Source organism: Lapidilactobacillus achengensis (assembly GCF_003946655.1).
GTDB classification, from domain to species: Bacteria; Bacillota; Bacilli; order Lactobacillales; family Lactobacillaceae; genus Lapidilactobacillus; species Lapidilactobacillus achengensis.
In genome coordinates, this window is the sequence record NZ_RHOV01000030.1 from 1 (window position 1) to 22479 (window position 22479).

Consider the following 22479-nt stretch of genomic DNA (forward strand, 5'->3'; position numbering starts at 1 on the left):
TTTGAGTTAGACTCAATTTTAAATTCATTAACTAGCGAATTGACTTCGCAAATGTTCTTTGTAGATAACGACCGAAATCGCTATCGACCCTGCACATTTATCGAAACTTTGTTCAGTTTTCAAAGGTCTACCTTGTCGCAACAGCAACTTATACATAATATCATGTCAGCCAAAGGTAAGTCAATGATTATTTTCAAAAAATTGATCATCACTTGCTCGGTCACACGTACCTGTAAAGGTGTGCTATAAAACGCAACTTGAATAGTTTACCAAATCAAATCGACTGGCGCAAGTCTAATTTTACAAAAAAGTGGCGAAGTGACTAAGAAAATCCCAGTTCCGTTGACTAAATCCTATTAAAACAAAGCTGAGCGTCCTTCATGAATAATATAAAAACATCAAAAAATGATCCCGCCACCCACAAACAACCACCAAAACAAAACCGGTCTGACCCAAGCAACCGAATCCGTTCTGCACGTTTCGCCGAACATTATCAGAGCCATGTTGCTAAAGAAGGCGTCCCAAAATAGTATTATCCCGGTTAATACCGATCCGCCAGAATTCGCTAAACCTTTGGTGTGCACCGTCCAGAAACTAAAAAATCGCAAGTCAGTCCGCGACACCAATCAAATGATTGACGTGCGACTGCACTTGCGATAGCAATGATGCATTCGGTGATTTTCCTGTAAATCCAAGGAGCCTTCAATTCAATCCAACCGGCCTAAAAGTTGCTTGGCGCGGAATCAGTGGCGCTCGCCGCTAACTTTCGCTGGCAATCAGGACAGATTCCATAGACCTCGATGTTGTTGCCGATGGTTTGATATCCGGTCAAATTCTCCGCCAGTCGCTCGATCTTGCCGAGGTCAGGGTAATAAACGTCCACAACTTGACCACAATTTTGACAAACCACGTGAAAATGGCGCACCTGGGCAAAGTCAAAGTGACCTGGCTCATTGCCATAGGTCAACTCTTGGATGATCCCCAAGCGTTTGAAGAGACGCAGGTTGTTGTAGACTGTGGCGATACTGATGCCGCTGAAGTTATCCTGAATTTCACTAAAGATCGCTTCCGCGGTGGGATGACTCTTGGAGCTGACCAACAACCGAAGGATCGCTTCACGTTGCGGCGTGATCCGCACCTGTTGTTGCCGCAGCAACGCTAACGCTTCACGATATCGTTTCTCTGATATGTTGTTCACCTCGGACTTTCCGGTCACTCAAACTCAGTCGGCCTTGCTCGAACTACTGGACGACGAACTGCTACTCGACGAACTACTAGAGCTACTACTGCTGCCGCTACTTGAGCTGCTACTTGAACTAGACTCACCTTCAGAATCAGCGGCGAGTTCAGGCGCGTCTGTCTTATAAAGATCCACCGTTGATTTCTGATCGTTTTGATAAAGAACGCTGGTTTTCGCTTTCTTCTGGGTTTTCTTCAATTCGGCGAGCACCGTGCTGTACTTATAGCTAAAGTCAGACGGATCCACTTTTTTGAAGTCCTTTGGCGTATAGAACCGTAACAGGTCGCCATTGATCACACTATCAGACAACGATAGCTCTGTGGAAACATGGTTGGTCAATTGGTCTAGGACCTCTTTGATCTTCGGATCGGACTTCTTGACCGCTTCACCTGTTTTCGTGCTGTAATAGGTGCTCCCAACCTTAGTATACTCCGGTGTGACGAAATCGCCATTCCGAAAGGCTACGGTTTGATCACGTTTATCCGCCAGCAGATCAGTGCCAAACTGGATATAGTCTTTATTCGATAAGCCCAACAGATTCATCAACGTCGGTAAAACATCGATTTCACCGACGTAAGTGTGATTGATCCCGCCAGTTAGCCCAGCCATGTGAATCATGAAAGGCACTTTCTGGAACTGGGCATTGTCATAATCGGTGATTTTTTCCTTGCCTAACAACTGCGCCACGGCTTTCCGGTGATTGGAGGAAATGCCATAGTGGTCGCCATAGAAAACAATCATACTGGTCTTATCCAAACCAGTCGCCTTCAACCAGTCCATAAACTCGCCGATCGCTTGATCCAAGTAACGGGCCGTTTGGACATACCCATCAACGGTGGAGTCACCTGTATCGGTTTTTTCGATGGTTTGATTCTTCTTGTCGAGGCCATAAGGATAGTGATTCGTCACGGTAATCAACTTCGCGTAAAAAGGCTGCGGCAATTGCTCGATGTACTGGGCGGACTGCTGCAAGAAAATCTTGTCCTTCATCCCATAACCGATTTCATAGCCTTTCTTGACATCGTAGAAGCTCTTGCTGAAGTAGTAATCATAGCCCCATTTTTTATAGGTGTTGTCCCGGTTCCAGAAACTGGCCACATCACCGTGAAAAGCAGCGGTGGTGTACCCTTGTTCGTCCAGCATCGCCGGCGCCGCTTGCCAAGTGTTACTGGTGCCGGCCGTGACCATGGCTGCCCCTTCAGGCAAACCGAACAGTGACGTTTCCAGCATCAATTCCGCATCGGCGGTCTTGCCTTGCCCGACCTGGTGGAAGAAATTGTCGAAACTCAGGGTATTGTTATTGTGGTAAATCTTGTTGAGGACCGGCGTCACCTCTTCATCCTGCCACTTAAAGTCGATCATGAACTGCTGAAGACTCTCCAAGTGAATGACGAAGACGTTCTTACCTTTGGCGATCCCTGTATATTCAGGATTGCCAGGAACATAATTTTCTTTGATATAGTTCTGGACTGAAGTTAGATCACTGGCGTCTGCGTTGGCCCGAACCGCGCTGGTTTTCGCGGCTTTGACCGTGTCGTAGACCGCATAAGAGTTCAAGCCCAAATACTTAACGATATAGTTATTATCGAAAGTCCGCGTCAACAATCCAGAGCGATCGTTCTCCGCCATTGACAGGTTAAAGCCAAAGAAGAGCACGGCAAAGGCCGTCAAAGTGCCAGCAACTAATTTCTTGATTGGGCGCACATCGACCTTGATCAGCCGAGTCGCCAACAAGATGATCAAAATCAAAAGATCCAAAAAGACCAAGAAGTCGGTCGGCTGAACAATGCCGACCACACTTTTGCCCAGATTATTTGAAGCCGCGCCACTTCCTTTGATCAAGGTTGAGGTCAGAAAATCTGAGAATTCGCGATAATAAAGGACATTGGCAAAAAGCCAAAAACTGGTCAAGAAATCGATGACCAACAAAATGATATATGATTTACGCCCTTTGAAATATAGCGCGATCCCAAAAAGTAATAACGTGGTAGGTAATGGATTCAATGCCAGCAACAAGTGCTGCATGCTCCCTTTGGAACCCAAATTGAACTTCGCTTGGTAGGCGTAAAAAGTCTTCGCCCAGAACAGCAATACCGCTAACAGGAAGAACCCCCAGCGACTGTTCCAAAATGATCCAAGTTTCTTTGCGAAACGCTTCATGAAAATCCTCCGTACTCGCCTTAATTTCAGGCCATAATCTTAGCTCAGCAAACTCGCCGCCAACGACGCCGCTTGCTGCTATGGTTAAAGTGATCCCTGGCCTAAACACCTGCCAGTAATTTAGCGCAACGCTAAACAAAGGGCAACTACCTGACCTGATCCAACTCGAGCGCCCGGTCTGACCAGAATCGTCAAACCAATAGCTCATCACAGGAGATTGTACCAGAATAACCGCCGCCTCGCTTATTTCTCACTTAAAACGTAACTAATTCTTTAGGGAAAATCAATCTTTTTGTTCTGAAATCGCGACCGAATCGCCCTGACGCACTGGCCGCGCTTTGATCGCCACCGCTACGATCCCGAAAATAATACCCAAATAGAACGTGATGAAACGCCACAGAAACATGCCTAAGATCAACGCCGTGGTATTGGGCACAAAAGCAGAGAATAACGTTTTGAAACTATATTCAGCCCCACCGGCACCGCCGGGGATCGGGAAAATCGAGGTAATCATGACGATCATCACGTGCATACTGAAGACCGTCAACATATTGACCCGCGGCACATTCAACGCCAATAAAACAAAGTAAGGAATCAGGTAATAGGCGATCAGTTGCGCTAAGGTCAACAGGGACGCTTTCAGAACCTTTTTCTTCTCCCGTTTCAATTGTAAGCTTTCTTCATGGAAAGTTTCAATCTTTTGTAATGCTTTTATTTGCCATTGATCGATTTTTGGTCGTTTAAAGAGTCGTTTCAGCAGGGCAAACAGCTTGATAGTCATGTTTTTGGTGAAACGATAATAAAACATGACCATCAGCAACATCCCAATGGTAAAAATATGGATCACAAAGCCGAAAGTGATCAATAAGGCCAGACCGTTGAACTGACCAACAACTTGGCGGAACCCAACGATCATGGTCAGAATAAAGTTAAAGAGAACCACAACTTGATAGATAATGAATTTCATTAGGAGCACAGAACTAGCGCGGCCACCTTCATAGCCCATTTGCAGCAGCGCCACCAATTGCGCTGGTTGCCCGCCGGAAGAGAACGGGGTCACGGCATTGAAGACAGCCTCGATCGGCGGGATCCGCAATAAATTGATGAAGGGTTGCCGCGGCTCGCCCTGACGATGGAGGAGCGCCCCCACCACAAATGCTTCCAAAACGATTGACAATAACATGAGGCCAACTGCAACGATCAGCCAGCCCCATTTCAAATTGTTCAACCCATGGATCACTTGATGATAATCAATGTCCTTGCTTTCGTGCCAGAAAATAATAACACCCAGCAAGATCATCAACCCTAAAACGATTTTATGTTTCCGATTCATGAGGTCCACCTATCTGTTGACACACTTGGTCTCAACGATTTTGCTACCTGCTAACGCGCGCCTGATCCTGGTAAAACTGGGACCAGATCGCCGCTAAATGTTCTGGTGAATATTCGTGCGCCGTCGAAACCGCCAATTGACGATAGCGTTCATAAAAATCAGGATCGGTTTCAAACTGGCGCAAGGCCACATTAAATCCGGCCAAATCATCGGCACCAGCATAAGCGCCGGCGATGATCGCCTCATACAAGGTCAAGTTTCGCAACAAAACCGGGGTTCCACAGCTAAAGGCCTCCAGCACAGACATGGGGAAGAGCTCGTCATATGACGGCAGAAAGAAGAGGTCGGCCAGATTCAAATAATCGGCGATCTCTGCCCGCTGAACGATCCCGGTAAAGCGTAAGTTCGCTGGCGGGTTATCAATAATTTTCTTGAAGCGATCATAGCCATCGGTCATCTTCCCAAAGGAAAAGCCCCCCGCCCAAATAAATTGAACCTGGGGATTCTGCTGAGCCAGCTTAACGAAATCATCCACGCCTTTACGTTGCTGGACCTGGCCCGATCCGAAAACGACAAAGCGGTCGGCTGGCACTTGGTATTGTTGCCGGAGCGCCTTCTTAGTGGCAGCGTCACGATTGGGAAACGCCACCGGTGAAACAAAGTTGGGAATATAGCTGATTTTCTCCCGCGGGATCCCATAGGCCATTATTTTAGGAATGAAGCTAGGATTGACCACCACCAAATGATCCATACGTTTGTAGAACTTGATCATGTAGGCATAGAACACCTTTTTGGCGAAACCCGGCAATTGCAGTGAGCCTTCGATCGTTTCCGGCAAGAAGTGGACATAGCCGATCTTACGACCCCGTTTCTTGGAAAAAGTCGACAAGAAAAATTGAGGATCGATTGTGTGATAGTGGGTCACATCCGCCCGTCCCCAATGATTGATTGTTACCTCGAATTGGTCACTCAGACGTTCGCGCAACAGGCGGATCAACTCCAAATAAGCGCTGCCGACACCTTGGCCGGCGACTTTATCCGCTGACGAGAACATGTTGATCTGGATCATAGACGCTCTTCACTCCGTTCGGAAACATGACCGGTCACACTTAACCGGTTCAAATTCATCAGATGATAATTATCGGTGGCGTCCTGATAAAACGCCATCACTTGATCGCCGAAATGATCCGCTGAGATATTATAAAGCTTACGTTGCCGCGGTTCGGGATCCAAAAAAGCATGGGGATGACACAAATAATTGCTGACTTGCAATTTCATTTCGTTTAAATCACGGAAAGTTGTGCCAATATCCGGGCTGTCAAATAAATCATCCGTGTATTCGCCACTGCGAACCACGCATTTCAGTCCCGCCGCCATGGCTTCAATATAAGTCAGTCCTTGTGACTCGGTATCACTGGCCGAAACAAACAGATTAGCCAACTGATAGTATGGGGCGATCTGGTCATGATTGATTTCACCAACGAAATCCACCGCGCTGGCGACCCCTAAGGACGCCGCCAACGTTTCCAGATCCTCGCGACCAGGTCCGTCGCCGACAACCAAGAAGCGCAAATCGGGAAAGTCAGCCAATAATGCCGGTAACGTCTGCAAAATTTGATCGATTTTCTTCTCAGGCGCCACCCGACTCAATGACATCAGCACCGGCGTATCCTCGCTATAATTCAGCGCGGTCCGCAACTGAGCCACGTCTTGCGGATGCGCTTGATCCAACGCGCGAATATCGACACCAGTAGGAATAACGCGGATCGGGATCTTGATCCCATAACGCCGCAAAGTTTCGGTGACCCGTTCGCTGGGCGCCACCACCCCATCCATGTGGGTCACAAACCCACGAATGAACTGTTTGACATGATAAGGGCGCAATAATTTCCCATTCATCACGTAATGCAAATAATCCTCGTACATCGTGTGATATGTATGAACACAAGGGATTTTTAAATTTTTCGCGACAAACTTACCGATCCAGCCCATGGAAAATTCAGTTTGCGTATGAACGAGATCCAAATCTAATTCTTTCGCCACTTCCAACGCGTGGAAAACACCGCGCACCGCGATCCGCCGATCCGTAAAAGAAATAAACGGCACACTGGCAAAGCGAAACACATTTGGCTCGACTTCTTCAGGATCGACACCAGGATCAGTGGTCGTAAAAATATAAACGTGATGCCCTTTCCGTTCCAAATCCTCTTTTAACGTGCGGATCGATGTGGCCACACCACTTACTTGAGGAAAATAAGTATCGGTAAACATACCAATATTCAAAATCCTTCCCCCTCTCGAACTAACTGACACCAATTATAAAGATTCCTAAAACCCAATGCAATAACAAAGCCTATTCTAACAATACTGTAAGCTTTTAAAAACCGCCTAAAGTCGGGTTTTTCTCTCAGACCGCTTGCCCTGACCCGCTTAGCCGCCTTAACCTTTCCGGCACCGCCCCACCACCAAAAAAGCACCCAAGTCAATCTGACTTGGATACTTTGACTTGGATACTTTGGCTTCAGCCGCTATCGGCGAATCTGGACTAACTGGGTGATCTTTTGACCCATCAATTGCCCATGAAGTGACTCATCATATTCATAATATTCGACTGTTGCAGCATGGTGCCCAATAACATCCGGCTGACAATGCCTAGAATCACCGTCGTCAACACCACCGTGATCAAAATCAAATAAAAGCGCTGACCACCGGCTTGGCCTTGACTATTGACCCACAATGAACCCACAAAGGCCACATCAAGCAAGATCAACGGCGCCACGATCAGAAAGGCCAAGAAAGTTGACGGTGTGATCACCAATGATAACACAAAGCCAACGATCGACGTATAAACCGCTAAACTGATCGGCATGAACAATTGGTTGACCGCCGTTAGAAAACTGGTGGTCTGTCTTAGCGCCAAATGTTGATAAGCCCACAGCGCCAAAACCCGAATCACGAAGACCAAAAGCACTAAAATCAAAATGAACCAAAAGCCCATCAACGAACTCTTGAGTTGAAGATTCAGATTCAGCCCCATGAGATTCAAATTCATCATTAAGAGATTGACCAGTTTACTGGCAAAACGGGCCAAAGCCAAACTGGTAAAGACGGCGATCAAACCAAGGTTGATCAACCCGTCCCAATTACCTGTAGGCGCTTCTAAGTGCGGATGAATCACGCTATTGTTCAAAGAGCGGCAGTACGCTTTAATGAACGCCCACGTTGGTGAAGGCTGAACATCAATATATTCGTCATCCTCGTCAGCGTCGGGTTCCTGAGCCGCAGCCGCTTCTTTGGCGTGATCAGCGCTGGCCGGCGCGGTCGGTTCACGATCAGAACCGGCTTCTGAACCGACGCCGGAACCTTCATCGTACCCTTTATCGGAATCCGCACTGGAATCCGCACTGGAATCCACCGCACCTGACTGACCAGCGGTTGATGCGTGTGTGACTGGCTGGACCGGCGCGGTTGTTGATATCGCAGGATCCGGCGTGGCCGCATTTTGCGAAGCCGTACCCGCGGGCGCTTCATCTTTACTAGACGTCGGTTGCGCCTGTGTCAATTGATAACCACAGTGCGGGCAAAACTCCGTGGCAGTCGCAGGCAGTTCCTGACCACAATTTGGGCATTTTTCCATAAGTAGTTCCCTCCAAATGACGCCGAATCAAACTGTCGACCTAGCGTCATAACTGATTTCGTTACTTCTAGTATGCGCATTCAAGCCTTAAAGTGCAATTATTTCCAACGATTTTACCGATTCTTTTTGGAGAAGATTCCTGCAAAGCGCCAGTTGCCGCAGCGAAAACCCACCGACTTAGCCCGGCTGACTCAGTTCCAGCCAGCGCAGTCAGCGCTAACAAAAAAGCCGAAACCAAGTTTGCCTTGATTTCGACCGATTATTCTTGCTGATCTTGTTCCTGGCTGTGAATCACCAACGTGTCGATCATTCCGCGCACATGATCATCCGACAGCCGGTAGACCCGCGTTTTGCCGATCTTTTCCGAGTTGACCAAATCACACTCACGCAAAATCGCCAGCTGGTGGGAAATCGCCGATTGAGACAACCCCACTGCTTCCTCCAATTGGCGGACATTCATTTCTTGCTCATCCAAACTTAGAATAATCCGCAACCGCGTTTCATTACTGAGGATGTGAAAGATTTTTTGAACTTTTTGAAGTAGCCGATCATCATCAATCAGCTTGTTATCTTGACTCATTTTTTGGGCCCCTTTGATCGTCGCAACACTAGTCATCAAGTGCTATTTACCAAACGCTTATCTATTATACATGATTTTACCGATTTCTGGCAAAAAGCGCAAAGAAAAAGTTAGTTGGTGTGCGTGACGAGGCAAAAGTAGCTTGGCCGCGGCGCTAGGCAGATGAAAGTAGGTTGGCCGCGGCTTGCGCTGCGAAATTCGGGGTGAGCTCGCTGTGGGCATCACTTTGAGCTTCGCAAAACCCGCGAATCTCAAAGCTGAGCCTTGGCCTAAGCGGCAGAGCCGCCAAACGTGTTCGCCGACCTAGCTTCTTCCGCTTAGCTACGCAAAAACTTCGGAGGCAAAGCCCAGCCTCCAAAATTTTTGCTAGGCTAATGCTCAGAAGCTGCCCAGGTCGGCTCACACTCTCAACCATTTCACGGCGATCTCACCCCGAATTTCTCCGCTCCAGCCGCTCAACGTTTTAACAGCCGTTTGAGCCCTCACGGCAACTGGCAAGCTATGGCCAATTGATGGGGAACCACGCAATTGACGGCCGTGGTTAGTGGCTACAATCCTTGAATTGGCGACACCAGCACAGTCTGTCTGATGAACTGAGGCAAGTTCTTGATGAATTAGCTGAATCGGTCGATTGCGAACTCAAACACGCTTAGGTAAGTGAGATAAAGTTGGCGTCATTATCCGAAATGTCCCGACCGCCTAATCCAAATCTGTTGGCATTGCAGTACCACCTCAAAAGCGGGCAATTGTTTGACCTCTAGCTCGCAAAACCACTTCGTCAGATACACAACTTCGATTGCAGATAAGCGCAATTCTGCCTAGCAACCGCCTCAGGACGTGTGGCTCAGCGGTAAAATTGTCCTTTGCGGCTTTGTCGCTTATGACAAGGCTCGATTTGAAGACAAGCCGCCGGTTTTGCGGATTGGCTTCAAACGATGCCCACTGCGTTCCAGCCACAACAAACGTCCTGAGGCGGTTGCGTTCCCACCTAAACTCACCACACCTGCAATTAGGCGAAAGATCAAGAACGGCATCTCGGCTTCCAGAATTAGTTGACATTGCCATACCACCCAAAAAGCGGGCAATTGTTTGACCTCTAGCTCGCAAAAGAACTTCGTCAGATACCCAACTTCAATTGCAGATAAGCTCAATTCTGCCTAGCAACCGGCTCAGGACGTATGGCTCAGCGGTGAGATTATTCTTAGCGATTTATCGCTTAGAATAAGGCCTGATTTTGAGACAAGCCGCTGGATTTGCGGATTGGCTCAAAACAGTGCCCACTGCGTTCCAGCCACGACAAACGTCCTGAGGCGGTTGCGTCCACACCTAAACCCACCACGCCTGAAATTAAGCAAAAAAATCAAGCACGGAGTCTAAGTTTCCATAATCCGTTGGCATTGCCGTGCCACCAAAAAAGTGTGATGGCTTTGACCATCACACTTGCAAAAGAACTTCGTCAAATCCTTCACCACGATTGCAGATAAGCTCAATTCTGTCTAGCAACCGGCTGGGACTGCGCGGCTCAGTGGTGAAATTGTCCTTGGCGGCTCTGCCGCTTAGGACAAGGCCTGATTTTGAGACAAGCCGCGATCTTTGCGGATTGGCTCAAAACAGCGCCCACCACGTTCCAGTCCGCATCAGCAGTCCCAGCCGGTTGCGCTCACGCGCAAAACCCAACCACACCCGCAATTAAGCAAGAGATCAGAATAGGAATCCGTCACTCCCAATAAAATTCAACCGTTGCCCGCTCAGGCCTTGATCCGCGATGGGATCAACAGCCGCAAGCCATTAAGAATCACAACTAGCGTGCTGCCTTCATGGGCGATCACGCCTAAAGCAATATCCATTTGGCCCATGAAATTAAGTGTGACCAGCAATAAAACCACGATCATTGAGAAGATCATATTTTGATAGACAACACGGTTGAGCCGTTTAGAAGTTCGGTGGGCATAGCTTAGTTTCGACAGGTCATTTTGCATCAAGACTACATCCGCCACATCGATCGCGACATCGGTTCCGTCGCCCATCGCGATGCCGACATCTGCCTTAACTAAGGCGGGCGCATCGTTGACGCCGTCGCCAACCATGCCGACTAGGCCATATTGGGCTTTCTGTTGCGCGATGATGCTAGATTTATCCTCGGGTAAAACGTTGGCGACAACGGAATCGATTTGGAGCTGTTGGGCGACCGCCTGGCCGGTTGCCTGCGCATCGCCGGTGATCATGGTTGTGTGCACGTGTTGCCGTTTGAAATAAGCAATCGCCGCTTGCGAGTTCTGATTTGGCACGTCCATCAAAGCTAGCAACCCGACGACCTGATGATTTTGCGCCAGGTAAACCACGGTTTTGCCGGCTTGGGCCAATTGCGCTTGCCGCTGGCTGATGGTTGCGCTAACCGTTGGAAAAACGCTGGGTTTCGCGATTTGATAAGTGACTTGTTGATAGGTGGCGGTCAAGCCTTCGCCGACTTGATTGCTGGCGCTGATCGGTAAAGCGGGAACTTGGTCAGCAAACTTGGTCACGATTGCTGTCGCCAAGGGATGATTAGCGCTTTTTTCCATTGCGGTGACTACGGCCAACAGGTGTTGCTGCTCTGGTTCTGTCAGCCCGAAGAACTCGGCGTCGGTGACGACTGGTTTCCCAGCGGTCAGGGTACCGGTTTTGTCGAAGCAGATCGCTTGCAGGTCACTAAGGTTAGCCAAGTAGGCCCCGCCTTTAAACAGGACGCCCTTCTTGGCCAAGTTGGAAATCCCCGATAAGGTGGCTGGCACAGCGCTGGCCGCTAAAGCGCAAGGGGACGCGGAGATCAGAAAGACCATCCCCCGATATAAACTCAACGACCAAGACCAACCCAGCAATAACGCACCGGCAAGAATAACCAAGGGGAATAAATACAAAACAGCTTGAACATAAATCGGCTCGATTTTCTTGATCTTCGTGGCCGCTTTCGTCAAATTATTCTGCGACTGATCAACTAGCTGCAGGATCTTGGCGAAGACGGTTTCACTGCTATCCTTAGTCACCGTCATCAGAAAAGTGCCATTGCCATTGATCGTACTGCCGAAAACTTCATCCCCCACGGTCTTCTCTTTAGGGATACTTTCGCCAGTGATCGACGCTTCATCAATTGCGGTGGTCCCGCTAAGAATACGACCATCCGTGGGAACTTGGCCGCCATTGAGAACTTGCACCTGATCACCGATCGCCAGTTCCGCCACAGGCACAATTTTGGTGGTGCCATCGGCCTGGACAAGTCGCGCTTCAGTCGGATTCATTTTCAATAGTTTGGTGATTTCACGTTTACTTTTGCCTTCCGCGTATTCCTCGAGGAAGTGGGCGCCGGCAAAAATCAAGATCAACAAGGCCGCTTCTTCGAAACTGCCAATTAAAATGGCGCCGACCGCGGCTAAAGTCATTAGGATGTGGATGTTTGGCGCGAACCGTTTTTGGCGGCGGGAGTCGCTGATAGTTTCACCGAAGCCCTCTAACATGACGTGATACCCCGCGGTCAAAGTGGCCAGCACGAAGCCGATATCATTGAGCCAAGGGCTGGGCGTCTTGATCAGCCAGGCCCCCAGGAATAGGACAAGTCCTAACAGATAAAGCCGTAATGCGGTTTTTTCATGATTGCGATCAGCTTGTTCCTGATTGATTTTAGTTGTTTGACCAGGGTGTTGCGTTGAATTCTGTTTTTGGTCGCAGCTTGCAGCGCGCTCATTGGATTGATTGATTTGCATAGTTGCAGCCTCCTTCATATGTTGTTTAGTTCATATGAAGATTATTGCATACGTTATTCGAAAATGCAAGCCTTTTACAACTAAAATCAAAAATAAAAGTAAGCGGTTAAGTTCCTGAAAAACCAGGCTTTCTCGCTTACTTTTTGTTAGAGCCGGGCCGGCGTTGACGCCTGGCTATGCGACGGTGCCCAAGCTGTATTTCAACGCGATCGCCGTTACTAGCGCCAAAATCAAGGTGCTGATAATATACGGCCACGTGATCGCCGCGGTAAACCAACCGCAGCTGACCATCAAGATCGTGGCGATGAGGTCCAGGCAAATCATTTCTAGGACGGCGCGACTGGGACCGGGATGCCAACGCTGATCGGTCCGCCGCGTGATCAGAATCGTTAACAACGCGCTGCTGATCAGGAAGAGAAACATCACACTGCTTAATTGCGGTTCACTTAACCCTGTTCGTTGCCACAAAAGCATGAAGAAAATCAAACCCTCAGCCACCCAGACAAAGGCCAATTTGCCCGCGCGCCCTAGCAAGCGCCGTAAGTCCCACTGCTCGGGTAATGAATTGGGTCGGGTGTGATCTGTTCCCAAAACCAAGGTCACCAAATCATTCATGATCACGATAAAGACAATCAAATTGAGTGAAACGGGGAAAAAGCCCGTCAGCAAATACCCCAAGGTCAGCAATGTGGCCAACTGGGCCGTTCGTGATAATTTCGTCAGGGTCCACGTCAACATCCGCTGATAGACCCGATGGCCACTGGCAACGATCGCGCTAACATCGGTCAAGCGGTCTTCGGTCAACACGACGCTAGCCGATTTCTTGGCAATCGCCGTGGCCGTACTGACCGCGATCCCCACGTTGGCCTGCTTCAAAGCGGGACCATCGTTGACGCCATCACCCAGCATGCCTACTGTATGGCCCTGTTGTTGGAGCATTTTGACCAGGCTCAACTTATCCTCAGGCAACATATTGGCCACTCCCGCCCCTTTTTGCCAATCGAAATCAGCCAGGGTCGCCGCATCATGTTGGTCAAAAATCGGACCGGTCAAACCAACTTGCCGGGCGATCGTCCGCGCGGTGGCCGGAGTATCCCCCGTCACCATCAAAATCTTCAGCCCTTGTTGCTGTAACTCCTCTAACGCCGCGACCGATCCAGGCGCAATGGTGCTCGCCAGTTCCAACAAGGCCAACAAGCGCGTGTGCGTACTCGAATGTTCAATCAAGACTAACACCGTTGAACCGGCTTGGGACCAAGTTGAGATCGTCTGCGTCACCAACGCCGGCTTGGCCAGTTCCACAGCGGGATTCAGCAACGTGGTACTGCCGAGTAAATAACTGACCCGTTGACCATCAGCGCCGGTAACGTCAGCTTGGGCATAGCGATGATCCGGCGCAAAGGGTTGCAATTCAACCTGCGGCCACACTGGGACTTCGGCGGCCAACACCGCTTTGATCAAGGCGCGGCTGACCTGATCATTGGCGCCATAATCAGTGGTTGCCGCCACTGCCGTCAAAACATCCTGCTGCTTAAAGTCGTAAAAGGGCACCACCGACCGCAAACTTAATTCAGCCTTCGTCAGCGTGCCGGTTTTATCTACTAAGAGAATATCCAGCGCCGCCGCTTCCTGGATCGCGGTCAAGCCGGTCACCAGAATGTGTTGCTGGGCCAATTGTTTGGCTTCCACCGCGTTGGCCACCGTAAAACTCGCCGGCATAGAAATCGGGATCGTCGCGATAATCAGAATTACTAGAAACGGAAACAGCTGGCCCAAAGACAAGTGCTCCCAGTGGGCGTTGAACAATAATAACACCGCTAGAAAGGCATCAAGCGCCGCCAAATACCGCACCACCTGCAAAAGCAACTTTTGCAAATGCCCCGGCGCCTCTGAAGTTTTGATCAGGTCAATGGTTTTGCCGTAGCGACTTTGGGTGCCAACCGCAGTGAGTTCAACGATTGCCTCGCCTTGGCGAACGACACTACCCGCGAAAACAACTGCTCCCTTGGCCTTTTCTTGAGGTTGACTCTCCCCGGTCAAAGCGGCTTCGTCCAGGTTCATGCCCCCTAGCAGCACCTTAGCATCAGCCGTTAGGACGTCGCCAACACGGACATGGACAATATCGCCACAGACGAGATCCTGGGCATCCAGCCATTGCCAGCTCCCCTGCCGCAAAGTCCGGACCTGCAACTGAACCTGTTCGCGCACCAATTGTAATTCCCTTTTGGCCTTAGTCGCCATGATTTCCCCATCAATGGCCGAGAAGAGCAACAGCGCCAAGACAAAAATGGCCTGAACTTGCTTGCCAAGAACGAACTCACAAATCATCGCCGCTTCCAGTAACCAAGCCGTGGGATTCCAGAGCCGCATCAGGACACCATGGCCAAACGTCGGCTCATGAAAGGCCAATTTATTTTGCCCCAAACGTTGCCGCTGCGCCGCCACAGCCGTGGGATCAAGCCCCGAACCAAAGTATTGCTGTTCCAATTGTGATACCGCCATCCCAAACTCCCCCTCAACACAAAATCAGAGTGCGGAGCGCAACGGGTTGACTTTGAGCATTAGCCTAGCGAAGGTTTTGGAAGCCGCTTTTTGCTTCCAGAACCTTTGCGTAGCTAAGCGCAGAAGTCAGTTGCGCGCAGCACGTTTCAAATCAGAGTGCGAACCGACCCGGGTAGTGCTTGAGCATTAGCCTAGTAACTGTTTTGGGAGCCGAACTTTGCTCCCATAACAGTTACGTAGCTAAGCGGAAAGCACTGGGCTGGCGAGCACGTTTCAAATCAGAGTGCGAGCCGACCCGGGTAGTGCTTGAGCATTAGCCTAGTAACTGTTTTGGGAGCTGAACTTTGCTCCCACAACAGTTACGTAGCTAAGCGGAAAGCACTGGGCTGGCGAGCACGTTTCAAATCACAGTGCGAACCACAACGGTTTGCCTTCAAGCATTAGCCTAGCAAAGCGCAGAAGTCAGTTGCCCGCAGCAATCCAACAAAAAAGGCGCCTATTAAACCTAGCCTTCGCTAGCATTTAATAGGCGCCATCACTTGAACAAGTTACGGGAGCACCATCCCGGTAATCAATCGTTATTTTTATTATAGAAGCAAATAGGAATCTCGGATAATAATTTGCTTGAGAAACCGTCGATTTCTGGGCTAGACAAGCACCAAGTTAGCGTCCGAATTGCCCCAGTAGCCCAGTGGCAGACCTGTTAGCCTTGGAGAATATCCGCCAAGACTTCAGTAAACGCCGGGTCATCGTTGAACGTTGGCAAATAAGTAAAGACTTCGCCGCCATTTTCTAGGAAATAGGCCCGATTCTCGATGTCGATTTCATGGATCGTTTCCAAACAATCCGCGACAAATCCCGGCGCGACGACCAGAATCTTTTTGACGCCTTGCCCTGGCAGGGTCTTGAGCGTCGTGTCCGTCGCTGGCGTTAACCATTCATCGGGACCAAACCGTGACTGGAAAGTCTGATAGTAGGGAAAATCGCCGACCCGCGCCATGATCCCCGCCGTGGTCGCCTGACACTCTTCCGGATAAGGATCACCGGCTTGCACATATGAAACCGGAATCCCATGGTAGGAAAAGAGGAGACCATCATATTCGGCTTGAGCCAAACTGGCCTTGATCTGATTGGCGAAGTAATCCAAATACGCCGGTTGATCAAAAAAGGAATGGACAAAACGCAGATCGATGATTCGATCGCTTTTGCGGAAGAAACCCATCACTTCGTCGAAAATCGAACCCACGGTGGTGCCTGAATATTGGGGATACAAGGGAATCACGGTCAGATCCGTTACCCCATGTTGCAGCAGGCGCGTCAGCGTATCGGGAATCAAAGGCTCGCTGTAGGACATGGCCAATTCCACGCAAGCCTCAGGAAAACGCGCTTGCAGTAGGCGCTGTTGCTCCCGCCCATAAATCACCAGTGGCGACCCTGCCGTTTGCCAGATTTGTTGATAAAGCGCCGCCGATTTCGCTGGCCGCTTTTGCAAGATCACACCTTTGAGAATCGGTAACCAGATCGCCCGGGGTGTTTTGATCACTCGCGGATCGGACAGGAAGCGTTCCAAATATGTTTTGACCTCTGGCGCCGCTGGTTTTGCCGGCGAACCCAGATTGATCAGGAGAATTCCTTGTTTGCGCATGATTGCCTCCAGAGAAGATTGATTTGTCGAAAAAACTCAATAACCACGCAAAATAAAATAGATGACATAGACCCAACTGAACAAGCCATGAATCACCGCCCAGATAATACTATGCCATTTGACATAGGAAATAATCATCGCGAGCACGCAGCCGAAACTGACGCCGTCACGAACCGCTCTTTGCTTTTCCATCTCGTCACATCCTATTTTTTCTTTATTATAACAGGTTTAAGGTCCACTGGTTGGTTTGCTGAAAATAACCGATCGCGAGACCAGCGCCGCCAATCGGCAAAATGCGCCGGCGCATTTACCTCAGCCAGTTTTTCCGGTATAATTAAGGGCTGTTGGTTTTAACCGACCAGTGGTGACACCACGTTCAAGCCTCATTGACGCGAACCGGTGACAATTCAGTCCGGTTGGCATAATTACCAATGACGTCGTTTATCAAAGAAGGAGTTTATATTCATGAAGCTGCTCGCCAGCGATTTTGATGGTACCTTATATTTCTATCCGGAAGATCCCCACATTCGCACCCGCGACTTGGCCGCGATCAAGAATTTCCAACAAGCCGGTAATGTTTTCGGTATTTGTACCGGTCGGGACTTTGATTCGATTCATATTCTGACTAAAGATTTTCTCGATTTCGATTTCTATATTTTGGACAATGGGAGTGTCATTCTCAACCAGGAACGCGAAGTTATCGCCCAATTTGATCTTCAACTAGCGACGATCAAGCAAGTGCTGCACCATTTCGCAACCCTGGAAAGCATGGTGGTCACGGATCGGACAATTTACGCCTACCACAATACCCGACAATGGGAAAGTGATAACATCACGTTGATCACGGACCCCGAGGCGTTGACCGAACCCACCGCCCACCGCGTGTCCTTCCATTTAGAGTCAGAAGCCCACGCCGCCGCGGTCACGCAGGAGCTCAATCAGTTAGGCTTGCCAATCCGAGGCTTTCAAAATGGCACGGAGATCGATTGTGTCAACTGGCAAACCTCCAAGGGCAAGGCATTGAAAATCATTCAAGACTACTACGGCCTCGCTGATCCCGACGTCGGTTGTATCGGCGACTCCTACAACGACCTCCCGATGCTGGACGTCTGCGCCAATGGCTTCACCTTCAAGAACAGCCCTCAAATCGTCCGCGACCACGCCAGATATATGGTCACCAGCGTTGACCAGGCAATCGATCAACTAACCGCGCGAAAAGCCGCTCAAGCCGCCATTTAACCAGTCAGTTCGATCGCGCCAAGCGCCAACTGATTTCGTGCTTGGCAAACACCTTGCCAGACTAGGCCGCCTGATCCACAGTGCGCCGGCGATAATTTACAGCTAACTAAAACACGCCTGATGCGGAGTAGAACGCCTCCCAGAATCACGCGTGTTTTTTTCGCTCAAAATAAGGGGCATAAAAATCAGGTTAGCCCAGCTGAAACTCAGCTCGCAACATGGCATGGTCAGATAGCGGCGTGGTCTCAACTTGCCACCGTTGCAATCGCGGTCCATTAGCGAACAGGATATTGTCGATGGCCCGCGTCCGCATGGCCGGATCGTCATCCTGAAAAGTGGCCTGCCACTGGCCCGCGGCGCCATTGGTCAATTGCCATGGGCCCTTAAAATCAGCCCATTCAGTGACCCGCTGATCTGTGTTGAAATCACCGGTGATCAGCAGCGGCTGCTGGCACCCAATCACTGGTGCCAGCTCCTGTTGCAATTGCCGCATTTGCTGTTGGCGTAACGCTGGCGTCTCGAAACTCAAATGCGTGTTGACCACCGTCAGCTCTATCCCAGGCGCCAACCGCAACTGCGCCATTTGCAAGATCCGGGGCTCCGCGCCTTTAGCCCGATAATGAATCACCCGCCGCGCCTGCAACGGCCAGCGTGACAACAGCGCCAGCCCGTATTCACCACCCATCAGTGGAAAAATCGGCGCAAAAAAGACTTGCCAGCCTAAATAGTCCGCCAGTTCCTCGGCAACGGCGTGGGGACAACGCCGGGTCTGCCGGTCAACCTCCTGCAACCCGATCAGATCCAGCCCCTGTTGCTGAATCAACCCGGCCAACGCTGGTAAATCTGGTCCCAAGCCTGACGCGATATTCCAAGTACCACTTTTCAATAACATTTTTAGCCCTGCCACCTTGAACCGACTCTCAATTGAAGTCTCATTTGAAGTCTCTTTTGAAGTCTCTTTAGATTATGTTACTGCCTACAGATTATGTTGCTATCGACGCCAATTGCGCCTGGACGAATTGGCGCTGGTCATTTTCGCGCTAATCGAAGCTCTGATGTTTGGTCTGCCGCAGATCATGACTGGTGCTGGCCGGATACTTGACCGCGTTTTTGCGCAATTTCTCGGCAATGATCGCGTCCACATCCAAATCTAAATTATCGGCCAACATATAAGAATAGATCAAAACATCGGCCAATTCTTCCCGCAAACGCTCCGGCTTCTCCTTCGCCTCCGCCGATGTTTTCCATTGAAACAGTTCTAGCAACTCACTGGCCTCTAAGGAAATGGAAATGGCCAAATCCTTTTCATTATGGAATTGGCGCCAATGTCGCTCGTCGCGGAACTGATTGATTTTTGCCATGCTATCTTGTGTTGTCATGATGATTGCTCCTTTGGGTTGCTTAATTCAGCTGATACCACCAGTAAGTATAGCATCTTCCCCCGGCGAAAGAACGCCGCGGCTTGCTTTCTTCGATGAAAACCTGCTTATTCCCTAGCGCAGAAAACCTGCACCAATTCCCGGGTCAAACGGTTCACATTGGCTAACGTCCGTTGCCGGTCTATTGCGTCCGCTAAGGAGACCGGCGCCGCCTGAATGCAAAAACAACCTAACGTCAGGCGCTCCATGATCCCAATATCCGCCGAGCGAGCGCCACATAAGGCTAAAACGGGCACGTGATGGCGCTCCGCCAACCGCGCCACGCCGTAAGGAACCTTGCCCGTCAGCGTTTGCGCATCGATCCGGCCTTCCCCGGTAATGACCAGATCCGCCGTAGACAACGCGGCTTCCAATCCGGTCAAGCTGGCCAAAGTAGTCAAGCCACCGGACAAGCTGCCACCCAAGAGCGCGATCATCCCGCCTAAACCACCAGCGGCGCCACTTCCAGCCAGCTGATCCAAGTCGAATTGGTCGGCAGTAACGACCTGCTGCCGCAGCGCCGTGGCCTGCTGATCTAGCTCCCGAATCGTTTGTGGACTGGCGCCTTTCTGCGTCGCGTAAACCTTGGCAAAGCCTGTCGAACCGGAAAACAAGGCCTGAACATCAGGTAACCCAACTAGCCGCACCCCGGCCAGTCGCCTGCGCGCCGCCGCCAGTAACGTTAAATCCAGTGGCGCCGACTGCAAGAGCGGATTGGCCACGAAGGTTGTTTCCGGACTAGCCAACAAACCCGCTAACAGCCCCAAACCACCATCAGAAGTTGCGCTGCCACCCAGGGCAATCATGATTTGCTGGACCACGGGCCGGCGCCTTAAAACAATCCTGATCAACTCGCCTAAGCCAAACGATGAGGCTCGCCGCGCGTTGGCATCGCTCACCGCCGTGATCATGTTGAGCCCCAGCACTTGGGCCGCCTCGATCACGGCCGTTGTTTCACCAGCAAGATCCGTCAGTAAATACGGAACGCAAATTTTACGTCCTAACGGATCAGCGACCAGCGCGGTTTCAAGTCGACCGCCTAAGGCCTGCTGCACCACGGCCAAACTCCCCTCGCCGCCATCCGCGATAGGGATGCTGACCGTGTCGATTTCTTTGGGTAACCCCGCTAAGGCAGCCTGATTGAGTTCCGCCGAAGTTGCACAGCCTTTGAATGAATCAATTGCCGCGACAATTTTCATTTTTTCACCCTTTTCTACTTAGGACAGACTTGCGGACGATTGATTGGCGCCGGCTTGTTCAGCCGCTGCCAATTTCTGATCATACAATTTGAAAAACGGATAGTAGATCACGACGGAAACAGCCAAATTGACCAACGCGAGCAGCGCAGCGGGAAAATTCCCACTAGTTCCCAGCCAAGCGCCCACGCCCACCGGCAAGATCCAGGCGATGCTGGAACTGACTTGGGCGACCAAACCGATCTTGATGGCAAAATATGCCAACGATGCGGTCACGACCGGATTGAGAATAAAAGGTATGATCAGATAGGGATTATAGACGATCGGCGCCCCAAAGATAACAGGCTCATTGATATTGAAGATTCCTGGCAACAAGGCGGTCCGCCCCAAAACCCGTAGCTGTTGCGACTTGGCCGCGAAGTTCATTAAGAGAACCAGTCCTAATGTGCCACCAGCGCCGCCAATAAAAACCCACATATTGATGAAATCCCCAGCGAAAATATTGTGACCGCCCTTGATGTTTTCCGTCAAGGCCACCAACAAGATTGGATTGACGAAGCTGTTTTTGACAATAGCCGTCCCATGGACCCCCACGATCCAGAGGAGATGGATCAGCAACAAGATCACCACCATCCCCAGCCAGGATCCAGTTAGATTCTTGACAAATGCAAACGGCGCCGACAACAGTTGATGCAGATCGGTTCCCGCCAGGCCAAGCAAAAGATTGATGAGGATCATCACGATGGCGATCAAAATTGACGGGATCAACGAAGCGAACGAACGACTGACCCCTTCTGGGACCCCGGCAGGCATTTTGATTGTGACCTGATGATTGATACACCAGCGATAGATCTGTACCGCCAAGATCCCCGTGATGATCGCGATGAAAATACCGACCCCACCGAACCGACTGAGCCAACCGCCTGAAAAAGTGACACCAGAAACAGTTCCCGCGCCCGCCGTGATCGGGGTTGTTTTCGTTGTGGCCGTCCCCTTAACGAAAGTCACCGAAGGAATCGTCATCAAGAACGCCATTAACGCTAAGATCGCGCCCGTGAAACTATTGAGTTGTTCCTCACCGCTGCGCCGATATTCTGCCACATAATAATAGCCCACCGCCAAGGCATAATAGATCGCGATCGAGCCTAATGCCATCGTACTGGCGACCATATAAAAGCCGCTGAAGCGTAAGATCGTGCGCTGAAAGAAAGCCGCCGCGAAGGGAAAGATCTGAGGCAGATTGTTGATGATCAAGAAAATTGAAGCCACAATCGTAAACGGTACCGCCGTCAGTCCCGCATTCATGATCCCCCGAATCACTTTTGTATTCGCCACTTTATTCAATGGCGGTAATAAGCGCTGCTCTAAGAAATTAAAAAACTTTTGCATCTGACCCACTCCTTTTCTCACCTTAGCAACAAGCTGAGTCCCCAATTTGTAACTTCATTATAGAAAAGTAAGCCTGGTGCTGTCCACCGATTGCAATTTCGCGCTTTGCTTTTTGTATCTTGACCGTCACTGCCACGTTGTGGTGCTGGGTAAGATTACTTGCCTGGTGAACTAAATCTAGTCTGCTTGAGAAAGTCGCAGAGTAGATTGTCCGCAGTTTGCGCTGCGCGTGGCGTTGGTGGATTGCAGATGTGGTGGGGCTCCAGGTCGGGCTGGGGGTGGTGGAACGCGGCGGGCACGATTTTGAGCTTTTCGGAAGTGCGCCGAAAATCTCAAAACTCGGCCTTATTGTAGGCGATAAATCGCCAACAATAATATCGCGGCTGACTCACCCCCAGCCCGA

The 22479-nt window shown here is 50.3% G+C and carries 20 protein-coding genes; 2 read left to right on the forward strand and 18 right to left on the reverse strand.

Features of this window, described 5'->3' with window-relative positions; translation table 11 throughout:
- Positions 1 to 721: 721 nt before the first annotated feature.
- From EKM94_RS11380 to EKM94_RS11420, 10 genes are all read right to left on the reverse strand, one after another.
- Entirely contained in the window at positions 722 to 1198 is a 477-nt protein-coding gene (locus tag EKM94_RS11380) for a Fur family transcriptional regulator (protein WP_125602025.1), read from the reverse strand.
- A gap of 24 nt (positions 1199 to 1222) precedes the next feature.
- Positions 1223 to 3400: an LTA synthase family protein gene (locus EKM94_RS11385; protein ID WP_125602027.1), complete on the reverse strand. Its 2178-nt coding sequence runs from the start codon at positions 3398 to 3400 to the stop codon at positions 1223 to 1225.
- 283 nt (positions 3401 to 3683) lie between these two features.
- Positions 3684 to 4733, reverse strand: a complete 1050-nt coding sequence (locus EKM94_RS11390) for a lysylphosphatidylglycerol synthase transmembrane domain-containing protein (protein ID WP_125602030.1) — start codon at positions 4731 to 4733, stop codon at positions 3684 to 3686.
- A gap of 43 nt (positions 4734 to 4776) precedes the next feature.
- Complete coding sequence (locus tag EKM94_RS11395) at positions 4777 to 5802, reverse strand: glycosyltransferase family 4 protein (protein ID WP_125602033.1); 1026 nt, start codon at positions 5800 to 5802, stop codon at positions 4777 to 4779.
- A complete protein-coding gene (locus tag EKM94_RS11400) occupies positions 5799 to 7016 on the reverse strand; it encodes a glycosyltransferase family 4 protein (protein ID WP_125602036.1) in 1218 nt (405 codons plus the stop codon). Before EKM94_RS11400 ends, EKM94_RS11395 begins: the two co-directional genes overlap by 4 nt.
- 286 nt (positions 7017 to 7302) lie before the next feature.
- On the reverse strand, positions 7303 to 8370 hold the full coding sequence (locus tag EKM94_RS11405; protein ID WP_125602038.1) for a DUF6574 domain-containing protein: 1068 nt from the start codon (positions 8368 to 8370) through the stop codon (positions 7303 to 7305).
- 259 nt (positions 8371 to 8629) lie between these two features.
- On the reverse strand, positions 8630 to 8950 hold the full coding sequence (locus tag EKM94_RS11410) for an ArsR/SmtB family transcription factor (protein WP_164511227.1): 321 nt from the start codon (positions 8948 to 8950) through the stop codon (positions 8630 to 8632).
- Positions 8951 to 9104: 154 nt separating this feature from the next.
- Positions 9105 to 9365, reverse strand: coding sequence for a hypothetical protein (locus tag EKM94_RS11415; RefSeq protein WP_125602044.1), 261 nt, complete (start codon positions 9363 to 9365; stop codon positions 9105 to 9107).
- A complete protein-coding gene (locus tag EKM94_RS12935) occupies positions 9350 to 9478 on the reverse strand; it encodes a hypothetical protein (RefSeq protein ID WP_263853264.1) in 129 nt (42 codons plus the stop codon). The genes EKM94_RS11415 and EKM94_RS12935 overlap by 16 nt, the downstream gene beginning before the upstream one ends.
- A gap of 204 nt (positions 9479 to 9682) precedes the next feature.
- Positions 9683 to 9907 (reverse strand): hypothetical protein, encoded by a 225-nt coding sequence (locus EKM94_RS11420; protein WP_125602047.1) that lies wholly within the window; start codon positions 9905 to 9907, stop codon positions 9683 to 9685.
- Between the two features lie 571 nt (positions 9908 to 10478).
- On the opposite strand from EKM94_RS11420, the gene EKM94_RS12530 reads away from it, so the two are divergent.
- On the forward strand, positions 10479 to 10643 hold the full coding sequence (locus EKM94_RS12530; RefSeq protein WP_164511228.1) for a hypothetical protein: 165 nt from the start codon (positions 10479 to 10481) through the stop codon (positions 10641 to 10643).
- A gap of 55 nt (positions 10644 to 10698) precedes the next feature.
- On the opposite strand, the gene EKM94_RS11425 is transcribed toward EKM94_RS12530, so the two are convergent.
- From EKM94_RS11425 to EKM94_RS12535, 4 genes are all read right to left on the reverse strand, one after another.
- Entirely contained in the window at positions 10699 to 12687 is a 1989-nt protein-coding gene (locus EKM94_RS11425) for a heavy metal translocating P-type ATPase (protein WP_125602050.1), read from the reverse strand.
- A gap of 174 nt (positions 12688 to 12861) precedes the next feature.
- On the reverse strand, positions 12862 to 15189 hold the full coding sequence (locus EKM94_RS11430; RefSeq protein WP_125602053.1) for an HAD-IC family P-type ATPase: 2328 nt from the start codon (positions 15187 to 15189) through the stop codon (positions 12862 to 12864).
- 703 nt (positions 15190 to 15892) lie between these two features.
- Positions 15893 to 16834 (reverse strand): ferrochelatase, encoded by a 942-nt coding sequence (gene hemH / locus EKM94_RS11435; RefSeq protein ID WP_125602056.1) that lies wholly within the window; start codon positions 16832 to 16834, stop codon positions 15893 to 15895.
- A gap of 36 nt (positions 16835 to 16870) precedes the next feature.
- A complete protein-coding gene (locus EKM94_RS12535; RefSeq protein ID WP_164511229.1) occupies positions 16871 to 17026 on the reverse strand; it encodes a hypothetical protein in 156 nt (51 codons plus the stop codon).
- Positions 17027 to 17299: 273 nt separating this feature from the next.
- On the opposite strand from EKM94_RS12535, the gene EKM94_RS11440 reads away from it, so the two are divergent.
- Positions 17300 to 18073: an HAD family hydrolase gene (locus EKM94_RS11440; RefSeq protein WP_125602059.1), complete on the forward strand. Its 774-nt coding sequence runs from the start codon at positions 17300 to 17302 to the stop codon at positions 18071 to 18073.
- Positions 18074 to 18263: 190 nt separating this feature from the next.
- On the opposite strand, the gene EKM94_RS11445 is transcribed toward EKM94_RS11440, so the two are convergent.
- The 4 genes from EKM94_RS11445 to celB form a co-directional block, all read right to left on the reverse strand.
- Positions 18264 to 18965: an endonuclease/exonuclease/phosphatase family protein gene (locus EKM94_RS11445; RefSeq protein WP_125602062.1), complete on the reverse strand. Its 702-nt coding sequence runs from the start codon at positions 18963 to 18965 to the stop codon at positions 18264 to 18266.
- Positions 18966 to 19113: 148 nt separating this feature from the next.
- Positions 19114 to 19452, reverse strand: a complete 339-nt coding sequence (locus tag EKM94_RS11450) for a nucleotide pyrophosphohydrolase (RefSeq protein WP_125602065.1) — start codon at positions 19450 to 19452, stop codon at positions 19114 to 19116.
- Between the two features lie 107 nt (positions 19453 to 19559).
- Entirely contained in the window at positions 19560 to 20690 is a 1131-nt protein-coding gene (locus EKM94_RS11455; RefSeq protein ID WP_125602068.1) for a glycerate kinase, read from the reverse strand.
- A gap of 18 nt (positions 20691 to 20708) precedes the next feature.
- Positions 20709 to 22076: a PTS cellobiose transporter subunit IIC gene (gene celB / locus EKM94_RS11460; RefSeq protein WP_125602072.1), complete on the reverse strand. Its 1368-nt coding sequence runs from the start codon at positions 22074 to 22076 to the stop codon at positions 20709 to 20711.
- Positions 22077 to 22479 lie beyond the last annotated feature (403 nt).

Coding starts and splice junctions, on each gene's coding strand:
- EKM94_RS11385 (WP_125602027.1), bottom strand. CDS start 3,400: ATGAAGCGTTTCGCAAAGAAACTTGGATCATTTTGGAACAGTCGCTGG.
- EKM94_RS11390 (WP_125602030.1), bottom strand. CDS start 4,733: ATGAATCGGAAACATAAAATCGTTTTAGGGTTGATGATCTTGCTGGGT.
- EKM94_RS11395 (WP_125602033.1), bottom strand. CDS start 5,802: ATGATCCAGATCAACATGTTCTCGTCAGCGGATAAAGTCGCCGGCCAA.
- EKM94_RS11405 (WP_125602038.1), bottom strand. CDS start 8,370: ATGGAAAAATGCCCAAATTGTGGTCAGGAACTGCCTGCGACTGCCACG.
- EKM94_RS11410 (WP_164511227.1), bottom strand. CDS start 8,950: ATGAGTCAAGATAACAAGCTGATTGATGATGATCGGCTACTTCAAAAA.
- EKM94_RS11415 (WP_125602044.1), bottom strand. CDS start 9,365: ATGGTTGAGAGTGTGAGCCGACCTGGGCAGCTTCTGAGCATTAGCCTA.
- EKM94_RS11425 (WP_125602050.1), bottom strand. CDS start 12,687: ATGCAAATCAATCAATCCAATGAGCGCGCTGCAAGCTGCGACCAAAAA.
- EKM94_RS11430 (WP_125602053.1), bottom strand. CDS start 15,189: ATGGCGGTATCACAATTGGAACAGCAATACTTTGGTTCGGGGCTTGAT.
- hemH (WP_125602056.1), bottom strand. CDS start 16,834: ATGCGCAAACAAGGAATTCTCCTGATCAATCTGGGTTCGCCGGCAAAA.
- EKM94_RS12535 (WP_164511229.1), bottom strand. CDS start 17,026: ATGGAAAAGCAAAGAGCGGTTCGTGACGGCGTCAGTTTCGGCTGCGTG.
- EKM94_RS11440 (WP_125602059.1), top strand. CDS start 17,300: ATGAAGCTGCTCGCCAGCGATTTTGATGGTACCTTATATTTCTATCCG.
- EKM94_RS11445 (WP_125602062.1), bottom strand. CDS start 18,965: ATGTTATTGAAAAGTGGTACTTGGAATATCGCGTCAGGCTTGGGACCA.
- EKM94_RS11450 (WP_125602065.1), bottom strand. CDS start 19,452: ATGACAACACAAGATAGCATGGCAAAAATCAATCAGTTCCGCGACGAG.
- EKM94_RS11455 (WP_125602068.1), bottom strand. CDS start 20,690: ATGAAAATTGTCGCGGCAATTGATTCATTCAAAGGCTGTGCAACTTCG.
- celB (WP_125602072.1), bottom strand. CDS start 22,076: ATGCAAAAGTTTTTTAATTTCTTAGAGCAGCGCTTATTACCGCCATTG.